A 16,420-nucleotide genomic window follows, 5' to 3' on the forward strand; every position below is an offset into this window, starting at 1 on the left:
GGGTGCTCGTCATGCGCCGAGTGGATACGTTCGAGAGTGGCGGTGCTCATATCATGCCACCTTGCTTTCGGTCGGGTCGTCGGCGCCGGTATCGCCCTCCGTGGAGGCTGCTGTGGTTGGTGAGGTCGCCGTGGCTGAGGTCGCCGTCAACGCGGACGCCAGCGCGGAGAATTCGGAGATGGTCAGTGTTTCACCGCGACGGGTCGGGTCGATGCCGGCCTGCGCAAACGCTTCGGCGGGCACCAGATGTTTCAGGGCCGCATGCAGGGTTTTGCGCCGTTGTCCGAATGCTGCGTCAATCAGCTGGAACACGGTCTCGCGGTTCGCGGCATGCTCGCCGGTGGCGGGATTGACCGGGTCGTCGGCGGCGAACCGGGTGAATTTCACCAAAGCGGAATCCACGTTCGGTGCTGGCCAGAACACATTGCGGCCGATGGTGCCCACACGCTCGGCCGTACCATACCATGCGAGCTTCACGCTGGGGGTGCCATAGATCTTGGAACCGGGTTTGGCGGCGAGCCGGTCGGCCACCTCTTTTTGCACCATGACCAGGAACGAGGTGAGGTTGTCGAATCGCTCCAGCAGCGTCAGCAGAATCGGCGTGGCTACGTTATACGGCAGGTTGGCCACCAGGGTGAAACCCGTGTCTCCGTTGAAATCCGGCACATTCTCGGGGGTCACGGTCAGTGCGTCGCGATTGACCACGCGCAACCGGTCGGACGCCTCAGGCATGAATTCGGCGACCGTTTCGGGCAGACGTTCAGCCAACGGCGGGTCGATCTCCACGGCGGTCATCGAAGCGCCGGTCTCCAGAATCGCCAGTGTGAGCGAACCCAGACCCGGGCCGACCTCCATCACATGATCGGAGGCGGTCACGCCGGCCTCCCGGACGATACGGCGTACCGTACCTGGGTCGATGACGAAATTCTGACCGAATTTCTTGGTGGGGCTCACGCCGGCCTCGTCAGCGATGCGACGGATGTCGGCCGCGCCCAGCAGATGGCCGGTCGTTTGACCGGATTGCGTGCCGGTAGTGATGGTGTTGTCAGTCATAACGTGTTTTCCTTGCGGTCCTTAGTACCAGCCGACTTCTTCCGAATGCTGCCATGCCTTGGATGGACTGCCATAGCTTTGCGCGATATAGAACAGTCCCCAATCGATCTGTACGGCGCCATCGTCACGGTAATTCGCGCCGAACATGGCCATTTTGTCGGCGGGCAGCGACTGTGGGATGCCGTATGCGCCGGACCGTTTGTTCTCTGCGGACCAGGACCATCCTGACTCACGGTTCCACAGCTTCACCAACGCATCCCAGTCGGTGCCTGTCCAGCCGCGCTGTGCCGCGGCACCGGCGGCATAGGCTTGCGCCTGAGCCACCGTTGGATGCCAGAGGCGACCGGAAGGCGCCGGGTCGGTAGGGGTGGTAGTGCCGCTGTTGCCGCCCGAATTGCCCGAGTTACCGGAATTTCCCGAGTTACCGGAGTTATTGCCTGAGTTGCTGCCGTTGTTCGAGGAATCGTTCCCGGAGCTGCCCGAGTTACCCGAATTATTCGATCCTGAGTTACCGCTTGAGTTACCGGAATTGTTACTCGAGTCGTTGCCGGAGGAATCGTTCTTGCCGGAATCATTGGAACCGGAATCATTGGAACCGGAATCGGCCTTGGTATCCGAATCGGCGGAATCGGAGTCCTTGGAATCATCGGAACCTGACCCATCGCCGTCGGTTTTCGGCTTCGCTTGGCCCACGGCGATGATCTGATCGACTGCCATCTTGGTCACGGTTTCGGACTTCAACGTTTCGGATTCGGCCACGCCGTCCACATAGGTGACGCTGTACACCTGTGTTTTCTCGCCGTTCTGCCCTTGTTGACGGACCTCGGTCTTGCCCTCCTCGAGATTGGGGTCGATGATGGTCCGCGTGTCGAACGGGATCGAAGCGGTGCGCGTCTCCTCGCCGTGGGTCACGCGGCGGACGCGCAATATCGTCTGATCGCCGTCCTTCTCCACACTGACCCGGTCTTCCTTGCCCAGCACGATGCCTTTGGAATCGAGGATGGAGGCTGCGGGCAGCTTGCCATTCGGTGCCACCGAACTCTTGCCGTCCGCGATGACGGTGACCGGGCCTTCCTGATTGATGACCATGCCACCGGTGAGCTGGTTGTAGATGTTATTGATGTCGACGGTGATCTTGGCAGCTTGTGCGTTGTTCTCCTGGAAGAAGCCCAGCAGCTGGTCGGCGCTGGTGGCCACGGTCCAGAACGGCACCGATGTGCCGTCGATGCTGATGGTGGTCTGATAGGCGGAGCGCACGGTGACCACGGCGTGGTCGGCGAGATGGTCGCCTGAAGATGTTTCGACGATGTCATGGGATTTGACGTCGATGCCCTGTTCCTCGAGCAGGCGGGCGGTGGTCATGGCGTAGGTAGTGACTTGCGTGGTGGTGCCGTTCACGTTCAAGGCCACCGATTTGCGCGCGGTGAAGGCGAAAGTGCCCATCATCGCCGCTGTAAGTGTCACTACACAAGCCATTACGCGGATGCGACGCAGTGTAACAAACCGCTGCGGGGTCCAACGCCGAGCCATGTCTTATCTCTTCCTGATCGCCGGATACATACGCCCACCATCGTAACGGCTGGTCTGGTACGGCTAGTGCGTTCCCCGGCCACCGTTACCATTCCTGCCCGGATATGCGGCTCTGACGCGGCCGGAGAGCGGGGCGGAGTGGTCAGGAGTGGCGAGGGTTGGGTTATGAAGTAAAGAAAAAGGGGGCGGGAGAGAAGGGGATTTCCCGCCCCCTATGAGGGCACGGAGCAGGTTGGGGGACGCTCCGCCCCTAGTCCAGGAAGCCATAAGTTGGGGGAAGGCTCCTGGAGAACTTACACAAGCAAGATCTCTTATACGCGGGAGCAACCGCGCATCCCTGTTACTATGATACGCTTTTTTCTCGCGCAACGAGCCTCTTGTCGGGATCGAACCGACGACCTGCCGCTTACAAGGCGGCCGCTCTGGCCATCTGAGCTAAAGAGGCGTGTCCCGAAAACGCAACATCGCGGATGCAACGTTTTGAACAAGTGACTAGCATACCAGCACTCCGGGAATGCGCACTGCCCGTGTCGGGACAGGACACGGGCAGTGCGCAGACGGAACGCGGGCAAAATATCAGGCGGTGATATCGATGGGCTTACCATCGGCGCCGATGGATGGCATGTCACCCTCCACGCCCACCTGATCGGACGTCAGACCGATGGCCTTCAGGAAGCCGTCCACCATCGTGGTGTTCGCCAGCGTGATGTTGTTCAAGCTCCAGTAGTTGTTGTTGATGGTCAGCGTGGGGGAGGAGAAGGAGCCGGAGGAGTTGAACAGCTCCGGGCGGGAGACGGTGTAGTCGTTGGAGGCGTTCAACCAATCCCAGTACTCGTTCTTGCCGCTGAATGCTGCCTTGGCCACGTCCTCGCTCACCCCGGCCTTGATGGCCTGCTCCTGAAGCTGGGAATCCTTGACCGAGACGTACTCGGTCAGCTCGCCGGGCTGGAATCCGTCGGCGTAGATGTTGGCGAGGTAATCGACCAGATGGTTCGGATCGTCGTCATGCTCGGCGATGTAGATGGCACCGTTGAAGGCGCGGTTCGAATAGTTGTCCGAGCTCTTGTTGTCCTGGAAGTTCAGGAAGTGCAGCTCGAGGTTGAGCTGGCCGGCGTTCATCATCTTCACCAGTGTGGGGTCGAGGTTGCGGTTCACCGAAGCGCAGCCCGGGCATAGCGGTTCCATGTAGATGGCCACGGTCGGCGCCTTGTCCACCTTCTTGCCGTAGCCGTCCTTGGACATCAGGAAGCCGCCCTTGTCGTCCGCCTTGGCGGGTTTGGTGGCCGCGGACTGCATCTTGCTGTAGGCCTCTTCCGCGCTGGCCGAGGTCTTGGTGACATTGCGGTAGATGACCACGCCGATCACGGCCACTAGCGCCACGACAATCGCCACGACGATGATGGTCTGCTGCTTGCGCTCCTTGGCGGCCTGCTCGGCGCGCGCCTTCTGCGCTGCCTCTTCGGCGGCGCGACGCTCCGCACGGGTGACGCGCTTGACCTGACGCTTGGAATCAGCCATGAAAACCCCTTCGCATTCGTTCACATACTGTGAGATTCGCTAGATAGCTGGGCTCCATCATAATGATGGGCGCTGAGTACGACTGTGCTGAGAGCTGATCTGAGATGAATTCCATGTGAAAACCCGGGCTCGGGGAGCCGCTGGCCGGACATGCTGCAGTGAATGATGCCGTGATGCTGCGGCTGCCTAGGGCCGAGGAAGCCAATCAGATCAACGGAAACCAGCTGATTGGTATGCCGATCAGCGGTATGCCGGCACAGGCCAGCGACAGTATCAGCCATATGGTGAACATCACAGTGCCGCGATGCCCTCGCGCGGGCGGCGACACCGGTTGCATCGGCGATGCCGCGCCATTGAGCGGATTGAAGCCATTCAGCCTGCTCGGGCCTGGGGTGGTCGGGGCTGGTGCCGTTGGAGCTGGTGCCGTCGGGCTGGGGGCACCAGCGGCCGTCGCTGGCCTAGTACCGGAGGCATCGGCGATGGCCGCATTGATGGCGTCGATCTGCTGCGGTTTCAAACCGCGCAGCACCCCGGCACCCAGTCGCATCATCATCGCCTGCGGCCCGAACACGGTGACCAGCCAGCCCACCGCCATGAATCCCGCCAATGCCATACCGGACGGGGAGAACGGCACATCGCTCAGCAACGGCAAACCGAAGCCCCAACCCGCCGTGACATACCAGGGAATGGTGTTCACCGGCAGCGCCAATGCCACGCTGGCCACGGCGACACCGACGATGTCGATGATCAGCAGCAATATCGCGCGCGGTATCGTGAACAACAGTCCCTTGACCAGATGCCAAGGCAGCGTAGCCGTACGGATCAGCGCATCCGAGCCTTTGCGCTCGCCGCCCCGCCGGCCCTCGCGCTCCAGCTGCGCCTCCTCGTTATAAGCCAGCACCAGCAGCAACCACAGCATGACTACCGCCGCCGCGGCACCGATAATCGGGAAGCTCGCCGATAGGGCCGACAAAGGGATCGCAAGCAGGAACAACGGCAGCGTGCCGCGTTGCAGGTACGCACCACGGCGTATGTCGGCGGGATTGGGCGCGGGCGTGCGCTGCATGAGCGCTTCCGTGGGTACAGCCTGGGCGGTCTGGTCGATTACGCGCTGCATGGCTGGGCGAACCGCAGGGTCGAATGCAGGGGGGACTGCCGCGGGCGGTGTGGACGTAGAGGTAGGCGGCAGCGACGGCGGCACTGTAGGGGGCATCACGGGAGGCAATGCCGCAGTGGGCGGCAGCGCTGCAGTGGGCGGTAGCGACGGCGGCAATACCTCAGTGGACGCGGCACTGGGCAACAGGCGCGTTCGCGTGGTGGCTATTGTCGCTTCGTCAGCTTCATTGGATTCACCCGGCAGCGCCTTGGTGGCTTCGACCGGATCAGCGCTGATTTCGGGGAGTATCGCGGTGGCGACTGTCCCGGCCGCATTATCGGGAATCAGCGGTATTGCCGAGGCGATGGTCGGGGCGTCCTCGGCTGGCAGCAGGGACGTCGGCAGTGACGAGGTCGGCAGCGTGTCGGATACGCGCCACAAGGTGCGCGGATTGTCCTCGTCCGGTTCAGCTCCAAAAGGGGGCATCACCTCGGTTGCTTCTTTTGGTGCCCCTGCGCCGGCGCCAGCCGAGCCGGTTGTGCCGGTACCGAATGCGCTGGAGCCGAAGGGGCTGGCTTGGGCGTCTTGCCAGGCATAAGGATTCATCGTATCCAAGGCGATGGCGTGCAACAGCTGGTCCGGTGTGCAGCGCTTGGAGCGGTCGGGGTCGAGCGCGGAGCGGAATGCCGCCAATGTGCCGGCCGGCAGACCGGTCAGATTGGCGTTGCCCGAGGCCGCGCGCTCCAGTACCGCCATCATCGGCTTGGTACCGAACACCGGCGTACCGGTGGCGGCGAAAGCGAGCACGGACGCCACCGACCACCAGTCGGTCATCTCGTCGGCCTCAGCGCCATCGATGATTTCCGGCGCGATGAATCCCGGCGTGCCCATGACCAGACCGGTGCGCGTCACATGGCTTTCGCCCTCGCCCATCGCGATGCCGAAATCCACCAGCACCGGGCCAGTGGCCGACACCATCACGTTGGTGGGTTTGATGTCACGGTGGATGATGCCTGCCGCATGCACGGCCTTGGTGGCGTCGATGAGCTTGCGGGCCAGACGTTCCAGATCATCACCGATGTAGCGGCCGTTGGCGGCCACGTCGTCCCTGAGGTTCTTGCCTTCGATGAGTTCGGTCACGATGAACGCCAGCGAATCGTCGAGCTCCATGTCCACGATGCCGCAGACGCCGGGGTGATTGACTTTCTTCAGTGCCATGGCCTCGCGGCGGAGACGTTCTCGCGGAGTCACATCGGCTTTGAGATTCGGGTCGTGTGCGGGTTGTGCAGGTCGTGCGGGTTGCGCGAATTGTGCGCCGCTGCCTGCGGCTTCGGATGCCGCTGGCGTCGCGGAATCATCCACCAGCGAATCGCGCAGGATCTTCATGGCGTAATTCGTGCCGCCGTCGTCGCGCACGCGCCAGACCGAGCCCATCGCACCTGAGCCAAGCCGGGAGACCAAGGTGTAGCCGCCCACCACTTCGCCCGATTCGAGATTCAACGCCGTCAGATCGCTCATACCACCCATCCTAGTTGGGTGGGCGGCGGAATGGCCCATGATGTAGGGATATCCGCACGGTGTAGGGAAAAGCCCACGGTGTAGGGATGCAAAATGGCTTTATTCCGCGGAAGGTAAATTTTTACTCCCTACACGGTGGGCACTTCCCTACACGGTGGAGTGCGGTGGTGCCGCGCCGTTGCATCTGTGTTGGCCTGCGACGTTCGGTCTTTGCGTCCTTCGCGGAGCATGACCGATATCTCGTGTGGGACCGGTAGTTCGACGTCAATGAATGGGGTATTGATATGGGGCTGCGCGAAGGTCTTGCGATAGTTCGTGGGGGTCAACGACGTGTGCTTTTTGAACTGCTTCATGAAATTGCGGGCGTCGTTGAAATAGGCGTACCGGGCGACCATCGGTATCGGAAGGTCGGTGCGCACCAGCAGTGCTTTCGCGGTCTCGATGCGCAGCGAGACTATGTAGTCGCGCAGGGTGACGCCATTCTCCCGCTTGAACAGGCGTGTGAGATAGTCGGGATTCAGCATGAAATGACTTGCCACGTCGATGACGCTCAGGGAGGATGACATATTGGTGTGAATCCAAGCGGTGATTGGTGCTGTTCGTCGTTCGCTGGTCGTGGCGTTGGCCAAGGTGCTTAGATAGTCGTCACTGAGTTCGATGAGTAGACAGGAGGTCAGAAAATCGTTTTCCCGTTGCGAATACCGGTAGGAGTTTGTCACAGACAGCAGGTTTCTGGCGGCGAGCAGGATGCGGTTCATGTTCTGCACGATGAAGCGGCTCGGTAGAACCACTGTGTTGTTGACGTCCGGGCAGTATTCGCGCTGTCGGATGCATTGGAATGTGCGGGCGGCGTCTGGATGGGTTGCGGTGTGGATGATGTTGGCGGCATCATCTGTCTGTCCGTTGCCGTGTTGGCGGGTTTTCGGATCGGCTGGGCGATTGGCTATCGCGGAAGGTCGGGAATGGACACTATTGTTCTGAAATCGTTCACTGGTATGCCAGTCGGCAAGAAAATGGATCCAGATGAAATCGACGCTTTCGCCTGTGCGTTCGGCGCCTTGTACCACGATTCGCGGCGGCAGGAGCAGGCACGTTGAGGGGCTTACTCGGAGACGTTGCTCTCCGTGATTGCCGGAAAGATGGCGCACTGCTAGGTCGAAATGCCCGGAAAGTCCAATGATGAGCTCGAAATCGTCCTCGTGCTCGTAGCGAGCGTGCGTCCAGCCTGGTTCACTGGTGAACTCGCCGGCGATGTAGTAATACACGGGCTTGTCGATGGCGATTTCATAGGTGGTCATCGCAGAGCTTTCTCTATGGGCTGTATTGGTTTCGGTGGATCAGTCTGCTACGGAAGTCGGAAACTGATACTTTTGCTCATAATGTAGCACATGCTGGCCGGGCTATCGTAAGTGATGTCAGCAAACGATGGTGAGTGGCGATGAACAGCGTTGTATTTGCCTCGAACCATTGCAAATACAACAATCATGCGTGTGCCGTGGCTCTGCTCGGCCTTGCGCAAGCATACCCGAAGGGGGGTCGTCGATGAAGCGATATGAAGCGTTTCCAATACAACAAGTGTCATTAAACGATGGTGAATTCCTACGTCGACAGCAGTTGGTGAAGCGGTATGTGCTGGACTTTGATCTGGACCGACTGCTGCACACGTTCCGTGCGAACGCCGGATTGCCGAGCCTAGCCGAGCCTCTCGGTGGCTGGGAGGCGCCGGACTGTGGCCTGCGCGGACACTTCGTCGGCCATTTCCTCTCCGCTGCGTCGAAATTCTTCGTGGACGCCAACAATACCGAAGATGAGCGTGAGCGGCTCAAAGCCGAAGTCGATACCATCGTCGCGGTGATGAAGCAATGCGCGCTGCCGAACGGATATGTCAGCGCCTTCCCCGAATCGGAGATCGACCGGCTCGAGCAGAAAGAATTCCGTACAATCTGGGCACCCTACTACACGTTGCATAAGATCATGCAGGGGCTGGTGGACGCTTACCGGTATACAGGGAACAAGGATGCTCTGACCCTCGCAGTGAACCTGGCTCACTATATCGCCGGACGATTCGCTAAGCTCGGATACTGGAAGATTGAGAATATCCTGCACCCCACACGCCTCAATCCGTTGAACGAATATGGCGGCATAGGCGAAGTGATGTACACGCTCTATGGTCTGACCGGGGACGAGACAATCCTCGAAACCGCGAAGATCTTCGATCGCGACTACTTCACCGGCCGTCTTATCAATGGCATTGACATGCTCGAAGACCTGCATGCCAATACACATCTGCCCGTGGCGTTGGCCGCCATGCGCCGTTATGATGCTACCGGCGACGAGCGGTACAAGACCGCTGCTGAGAACTTCTACCGTTTCCTGCATACCCGCACGTTCGCCAATGGTTCCAACAGCTCCAAAGCCACCCATTACACCACGGTCTATGGCGTGTCCGACAAGGCCGAGCATTGGGGAGCGGCCGGCGACCTGCATGATGCGCTCACCTGTGGCGAAAGCGAATCATGCAACGGCCACAACACCGAGTTGATCGCTTCTGAACTGTTCTCGTGGAATGGCAGTGCTGATGTGCTGGCCCACGTGGCGCGCCTCAAGTTCAATGCCATCCTCAACTGCTTCAGCCCGCGTACTGGACTGTCGCAATACCATCAGCCGATGGGGGTGGGTGTGCGCAAGGTCTTCAGCACAGCCGACCAGTCCTTCTGGTGCTGCACCGGTACCGGCGTCGAAGGCGGATCAGATCTGCAGAAGGACATCTGGTTCCAGTCGGTGCCTTCGGCCGATACTGCGGACGTGACCGGCTTGGCTAATCCGGTGGATGACGTGCCCGCGGTGGTGCTGTCCGCATTCATTGCATCCCGCTTGTATTGGACGGCACTAGGCGTGACGCTCGATCTTGCCTCCGCATATCCGGCGGATCTCAACGTCGGCATCACCGTACGCACGGCGGCTGCGGCGTCGGTACGTTTCCGCCTTAGCCTGCGTGCGACGCTGGTGGCATCAGTGACGGTCGAAGATACAGACGGCGCTCCGGTGCCAGCCGACGTGAATGTGAACAATGAAGGCTTTGTAACCGTGGAGCGCGCGTTCAATGATGGCGACATTATCCGCATCGTGTTGCGCGCCGACCTACACGCGGAACCGCTGGCCGGCGCCCCCAAACGTGTGGCGCTGCTGTACGGTGATGTGCTGCTCGCTGCTGAAGGCAATCGCGCTAACATCGGCACGATACCGGCAGAATCATTGGCTGGCCGCGTGACGCCGGCAAATGCTGGAGATGGTACCGATGCCGACGCCGGTCTGCACCTGCGTCTCACGATGTCGGACGCCGAGGCCCCGCTCGACCTACTGCCGCTTTATGACGTGCCCGGCGGCGAGGACTACTCGGTCTATCTCAACACCGATGCTGCGCATCCCGTCGCTCCGTGCCACTTCGTTCCCGTAGCTGAAGGTGCCAACGACCCCAGCTGACGGCCACGTACACGTCGGATTCGCGTTGCCTGCCTATCGCGTGCGATGCACTTCACAGGAAATTGCCGCTGCGCGCATCGCACCTTTCCCGATCCTTGCGAGGCATCATCGCAATACCAACAACCATCAGTAATCATCAATGGAGTAATGCATGAGCGAACATATTGCATCACCGGCATCCATAGCGCCGGTGCAGTCCACCAAACTGACTGTCAAAGAGAAGATTGCCTATTCCTTCACCGATATGGCAGGCAACCTGCTGTACGTGACGATCTCCTCATACATCATGTACTTCTACACGGATGTGTTCGGTATCCCCGCATCCGGAGCCTGGGGTGCCAGCGTCATCCTGCTGGCTGCCCGTTTCGCCGACGCTATCGCCGCAGTGTTCTGGGGCTCGGTCGTCGACCATACGCAGACCAAGTGGGGGCAGTCGCGCCCATGGTTCCTGTGGCTTGCTGTGCCGTTCGCTATCACCGTCTGGCTGGCGTTCACCGCGCCAAGCCTGCCGGATGGCGCTCCAAAGTTCTGGTACGCCATGTTCACATACATCCTGGCCGCTGGTGCCGTGTACACCGGCATACAGACGCCGATTACCGCCATCCTGCCGAACCTGACTTCCGACCCAACCGAACGCATCAGCGCCAACACCTACCGTATGGCCGGCGGCAATATCGGTTCGTTCATCACCTCCGCGTTCTGCATCCCGCTGGTCGGATTCTTCGGCACGGTCGTCGGTGGTGGGGACAAGGCCGGTTTTATGATCGTCACGGCGATCTTCGGCCTGATTGCCGTCGCTCTGCTCCTGTTCTCCTTCAAGAACCTCAACGAGCACAACTACCATCCCGAACAGCAGAAGCCTATCCCGTTCAAGGATTCACTGCGAGCCTGCAAAGGAAACTGGCCGTGGATCATCTTGGTTGTGGCATTTGTGATCTTCTGGATCGCCGCTTCTACCCGCAGCGGCATGGCCGTGTACTACTCGAAGTACGTGCTCGGCAATGAGAACCTCACCTCGCTGTTCAACGGCGTGAACGTGCTCGGTCTCATCGGCACTCTCTCAATGCCGTTCTTGGTGAAGTACACGAAGAACAAGACCCTCACCATGATTATCGGTCTGATCATCGGCATCATCGGGCAGTCGCTCATGCCGCTCGCCGGCAATAGTGTGGCGCTTGCAGTCATCTTCTGGACCATTGGCGTGCTGGGTGCGGCCATCGCCTGCGGTATGCCGTTCGGCATGCTCGCAGACACCGTGGATTATGGCGAATGGAAGACTGGTATCCACGCTGCAGGCTTCCTGACCGCCTTCGGCTCCGCCTTCTGCATCCAAGTTGGCTCCGGTCTGGGCGCTTTCATTCCGCTCCAGATCATGAACCATTTCGGATATGTGGCGAACACCAAGCAGTCCGCATCCTCGCTCGGTGCCATCAGCTTCTGCTTCATCTGGCTGCCGGTCATTATCTATGTTATCGTGGGCGCAATCATGCTGCTCTACCGCAAGTACGAGAAGATGGAGCCGCAGATTAAGGCCGAACTCGCCGAGCGCCACGCTCAGTGAGCGGCGAATAGCATCGATTGCGGTAGCATCTTGTCTGACGTGTTGATGTTGTATTGAGACAAGATGTCATACAGTGACTTCGTACAGGAGACAGGGGCTTTGGTTGCCGAGACGAATCTCGGCAACCAAAGCCCCTTTTGCAGTTCTGGTGGTCTGTCTCGTAGTAATTGAGGGATTCGGCTTTTTCTCTCCCCCAGTCAGCTTCGCTGACAGCCCCCTCGTCAGAGGGGGCCAACACCACTCAGACAATTACGAGACGGACACTAGCCGTACGGGTGTGGACGTGAAGTGATACTTGCGAATGAGAAAGGGGCTGTGGGCTGCTGGGCTGCGGCTTGGCGGGCGGCGGAATGGCCCACGGTGTAGGGATATCCGCACGGTGTAGGGAAAAGCCCACGGTGTAGGGATGCAAAATGGCTTTATTCCGCGGAAGGTAAAAATTTACTCCCTACACGGTGGGCGAATCACTACACGGTGGGTTGCGAGGTAAGGCGCAGCCGTCCCAGTGCGGCGGCCGGATACGCCGTTCACGTAATGAAAAGCGCCGTTTACGCATGTAATGCGTCGCGCGAACGGCGAATGTGGTAACAGATTATGCGCGCGAAATGACAGGATGGGTGCAGCGGCGTTCGCCGCCTCCGCGAATCTGCGATGCTACAGTCATCGGCATCTTACGAGTGCCTGCACGGCGACCCAACGGCGAGCAATGCGGGCATCCCGGCGGACGACACTGGCGCAAGGGCAGTGCCTGGTCGATCTGCGAAACGCTTCGATAACGGTATCGAGGCGATGCCGCGAATAGGTAAGAATCAAGGAGGAGAACCATGCTGCAAATCAACATGGCCGACGTTATGGGCGTCATCAATTCGGTGATCCCTTATCTGGTGGCCGTAGGCATCCTGTTGGTACTGGCCATTATCATCACCGTTGCCGTCAACAACAAGACGGTCAAGGCTGTGGCCAACCGCAAGCTCATTCATTCTGAGTCCTGGCTCGTGGCTCTTGTGAGCATCGTCGTGGCTGTGTCCATGATGCTTTCCGGCCCACTCGCCACGCTGCTGAACAACGCCACCATCACCAAGTACATGCTGTCCGACGACACCGTTGCCGCAGCAAACAAACTTGCCAAGGATGTGCAGGCTGAAGCCATCACCATGCTGAAGAATGACAACGACAACTTGCCGTTGAAAAACAAGAAGGTCAACGTGTTCGGCTGGGGCTCCACCAGCCCGGTCTACGGTGGCACTGGCTCCGGTTCCATGTCCGATCAGTACCCGACCGTATCCCTGCTGGACGGTATGAAGGAAGCTGGCATTGAGACCAACGCCGACCTGACCAAGCTGTACACGGACTATCGTACTGACCGCCCGGAGGTCGGCATGTGGGCTCAGGACTGGACCCTGCCGGAAGTGCCGGTCGATCAGTATTCCGATTCCCTGATCGCCGATGCCAAATCCTTCTCCGATGAAGCTGTGGTGGTCATCACCCGCGTCGGCGGTGAGGGCGCCGATCTGCCGATGAACATGAAGGCCGAAGGCATCACCTACGAGAACAACTCCAAAGATTACGAGGATTTCAAGGACGGCGAAGGATTCCTGCAGCTGAGCCAGACCGAACGCAATATGCTCGATCTGGTCACCAAGAACTTTGATAAGGTAACGCTGGTCTACAACGGAGCCAATACCTTCCAGCTCGACTTCCTAGACAATTACCCGCAGATTCAGTCCGTGCTGTGGTGCCCGCCCGCTGGTCAGACCGGCTTCTCCGCCCTCGGCGAAGTGCTTGCCGGTGATGTGAACCCGTCCGGCAAGACTTCCGACACCTTCCTGAAGAATCTCGACAAGAATCCGTCCACCAACAACTTCGGCGACTTCGCATACGACAATGTAGATGACTTGGCCGTTGAGGTGATTGATGACCGTACTGGTAGCAAGCTGCACGTTTCCCCGACCTTCGTGAACTACTCCGAAGGCATCTACGTGGGTTACAAGTTCTACGAAACCGCTGCCGATGAAGGACTGATTAACTATGACGAATTGATCCAGTACCCGTTCGGTTACGGCCTGTCCTACACCACGTTCGACCAGAAGATGGGCGACGTGACCTACGCGGACGGCAAGGTCTCGTTCGACGTGACCGTGACGAACACCGGTGACGTGGCCGGCAAGGATGTGGTGGAGACCTACTACAACCCGCCGTACACCAACGGCGGCATCGAAAAGGCGTCTGTGAACCTGGCTGCATTTGAGAAGACTGACTTGCTGGAGCCGGGCGAGTCTCAGACCGTCTCCATCGAGTTTGATGACGACGATATGGCCTCCTACGACGAGCGTGACGCCAAGGCGTGGGTGCTGGAGCAGGGCGATTACGAGATTTCGTTGCAGTCCGACTCGCACACGGTGATTGACTCCGTCACCGTGAACGTGCCGAAGACCATCACGTATGACACTGAGGACAACACCCACGATGGCGACAAGATTGTGGCCACCAACCAGTTCCAGAATGCTGAAGGTGATGTGACCTACCTCTCCCGTGCCGACCATTTTGCCAACTACGAGGAGGCTACAGCGGCGCCGAGCGACTTTAGTATGTCCGACAAGATCAAGTCCGAGTACACCAATAACGGCAATTACGATCCTGCCGAGCACAACGATGACTCCGATGAGATGCCGACCACCGGTGCCAAGAACGGCGTGAAGCTCTCTGACCTGTACGGCAAGGACTATGATGATCCGCAGTGGGACCAGCTGCTCGATCAACTGACTTTCGACGACATGGACTCCCTGATTGCTAACGGCGGCTACGGCACCCCGGCCGTGACCTCCGTGGGTAAGATTCAAGTGACCGACGCCGACGGCCCGGCTTCCCTGAACAACAACTTCACTGGCGTGGGCTCCATCGGCTTCCCGGCCTCCACCGCATTCGCGTGCACGTGGAACCGCACCCTCTCCAAGCAGTTCGGCGAGATGATCGGTCAGATGGCACACGATATGCATGTGGCCGGCTGGTATGCTCCGGCCATGAACCTGCACCGCAACGCTTACGCTGGCCGCACCTTCGAGTACTTCTCCGAGGATTCCCTGCTCTCCGGCGTGATGGCCGCCCAGCAGATTGCCGGCGCTCGCGAACAGGGTGTGTACTCCTTCATGAAGCACTTCGCCCTGAACGAACAGGAGACTAACCGTACGATGACCCTGACCACCTGGGTCAGTGAGCAGGCCATGCGCGAAACCTACCTGCGTCCGTTCGAGATGAGCGTCAAGGAGGGCGGTGCTCAGGCTGTGATGAGCGCGTTCAATTACGTGGGCCCGACTTATGCCGCTGCTTCCGATAACCTGCTCAACACCGTGCTGCGCAACGAATGGGGCTTCCAGGGCTTCGTACTGACCGACTATTTCCGTGGCCGTGGCTACCAGGATGCCGATCAGGAGATTCGTAACGGCAACGATTCCATGCTTGCAACCACTGTGACCACCAACCACGTGACCGACAAGTCCGCCACCTCCGTCAAGGCGATGCGTACTGCCGCCCACAACATCCTCTACACGGTGGCCAACGGCTGGCAGTACGAGAACGGCGAGCCTGAGGTCGACACACCGATGTGGAGGATCGCCATGTACGTGACTTGGGGCGTGGTCGCCGTGCTTGTGATCGGTCTTGAGTTCCTGACCATCCAGAAGTACCTCAAGCGCCGCAAGCAGGCTACCGTCTCGATCGCAGCCCCGGCTGCCGACGCTCCGGCTGAGGTCTGAGCGGCTGCGGAATCGACGAAGCCGCGTCTGGCTCCCCCAGCCAGGGGAGCCAGACGGCTGGCGGAGTGTTCCGGTTGTCCGTCGTGGACTTTGGCTCCCCTTGTCAGCGGAGCTGGCAGGGACGCTGACTGAGGGGTAGTCATCGCTATCCGTGTGACTCCTCCCGATGGGGTACTCCAACGGGCCTCTGGCTGCAACTGGATGACTCTATAACGAAACGGCTCGCCCCATCTTCGGGCGAGCCGTTTCGTATATGCGACGCAAGTGGTCCGTCTCGCAATTGTTTGAGTGGTATCGGCTCCCTCTGATGAGGGGGCTGTCAGCGGAGCTGACTGGGGGAGAGAAAAAGCTGAATCACTCAATTATTTTGGTTCTTCGGGAAGCAGTGTGTTCGCGTTTTGGCGAGGGTGCCGCGGGCTTGTGGTCTGTTTTGGCTTTGCGTGGGGCTGTTTGTTCGCGTTTGGACGATGGTGTCGCGAACTTGCAGCCTGTTTTGGCTCTGTAAGGGACCGTATGTTCGCGGGTGCTGTGTGATTGCGCGAACTTATGGTTCCTTGTGCGGGGGTTTGCCGCAAGGAGGGTTCTGGGGGATGGTGGCATGAATCGTTTGGTGCGCTGGTTGTTGTCGCGCTGGTTGTTGGCGGGTTTGCGTGTGGGTGAATTGTTGGGGAACACGCCGGTGGGGAGCGGTTGTTGGGTGGTTTTCGGTTGTTTGCGGCGGTATATTGGCGGTGTCGGGGGTCGGGGACGTTGTTTTCGACACGCCGGTGTAACGCCGTCGTTTCAACGATTTGGGCATGGTTCTCGCATGCCGGTTTGCGTTTGTTCTTGTGTTCGTGTAAGTTATCTACTCGCTGCCGCTGAGCGGTTCGGGTTTCCTCCTGATGGTTGGTTTCCGGACTGGTTTGT

Annotated in this window: 8 protein-coding genes and 1 tRNA gene; 3 read left to right on the forward strand and 6 right to left on the reverse strand. The window is 59.6% G+C overall.

What is annotated here, in order from left to right:
• Window positions 1–51: 51 nt before the first annotated feature.
• From rsmA to BW14_RS06690, 6 genes are all read right to left on the reverse strand, one after another.
• Window positions 52–1,053 carry a 16S rRNA (adenine(1518)-N(6)/adenine(1519)-N(6))-dimethyltransferase RsmA gene (gene rsmA / locus BW14_RS06665; RefSeq protein WP_044089276.1) on the reverse strand — a complete coding sequence of 334 codons (1,002 nt, stop codon included), beginning with the start codon at window positions 1,051–1,053 and terminating at the stop codon, window positions 52–54.
• A 21-nt stretch (window positions 1,054–1,074) separates the two neighbouring features.
• On the reverse strand, window positions 1,075–2,583 hold the full coding sequence (locus tag BW14_RS06670) for a G5 domain-containing protein (protein WP_044089277.1): 1,509 nt from the start codon (window positions 2,581–2,583) through the stop codon (window positions 1,075–1,077).
• 371 nt (window positions 2,584–2,954) lie between these two features.
• A tRNA-Thr gene (locus tag BW14_RS06675) sits at window positions 2,955–3,028 on the reverse strand.
• Between the two features lie 131 nt (window positions 3,029–3,159).
• Window positions 3,160–4,101, reverse strand: a complete 942-nt coding sequence (locus BW14_RS06680) for a thioredoxin domain-containing protein (RefSeq protein ID WP_044089278.1) — start codon at window positions 4,099–4,101, stop codon at window positions 3,160–3,162.
• A 205-nt stretch (window positions 4,102–4,306) separates the two neighbouring features.
• Window positions 4,307–6,724, reverse strand: a complete 2,418-nt coding sequence (locus BW14_RS06685) for a serine/threonine-protein kinase (protein WP_044089279.1) — start codon at window positions 6,722–6,724, stop codon at window positions 4,307–4,309.
• Window positions 6,725–6,843: 119 nt separating this feature from the next.
• Complete coding sequence (locus BW14_RS06690; protein WP_044089281.1) at window positions 6,844–8,013, reverse strand: helix-turn-helix domain-containing protein; 1,170 nt, start codon at window positions 8,011–8,013, stop codon at window positions 6,844–6,846.
• 277 nt (window positions 8,014–8,290) lie between these two features.
• Here BW14_RS06690 and BW14_RS06695 point away from each other — a divergent pair, with 277 nt between their 5' ends.
• From BW14_RS06695 to BW14_RS06705, 3 genes are all read left to right on the forward strand, one after another.
• Entirely contained in the window at window positions 8,291–10,198 is a 1,908-nt protein-coding gene (locus tag BW14_RS06695) for a beta-L-arabinofuranosidase domain-containing protein (RefSeq protein WP_181162321.1), read from the forward strand.
• Window positions 10,199–10,349: 151 nt separating this feature from the next.
• Entirely contained in the window at window positions 10,350–11,759 is a 1,410-nt protein-coding gene (locus BW14_RS06700) for an MFS transporter (protein ID WP_044089282.1), read from the forward strand.
• Between the two features lie 824 nt (window positions 11,760–12,583).
• Window positions 12,584–15,511 (forward strand): glycoside hydrolase family 3 protein, encoded by a 2,928-nt coding sequence (locus BW14_RS06705; protein ID WP_140463812.1) that lies wholly within the window; start codon window positions 12,584–12,586, stop codon window positions 15,509–15,511.
• Window positions 15,512–16,420: the final 909 nt, after the last annotated feature.

Source organism: Bifidobacterium sp. UTBIF-68 (genome assembly GCF_006408855.1).
GTDB classification, from domain to species: domain Bacteria; phylum Actinomycetota; class Actinomycetes; order Actinomycetales; family Bifidobacteriaceae; genus Bifidobacterium; species Bifidobacterium reuteri.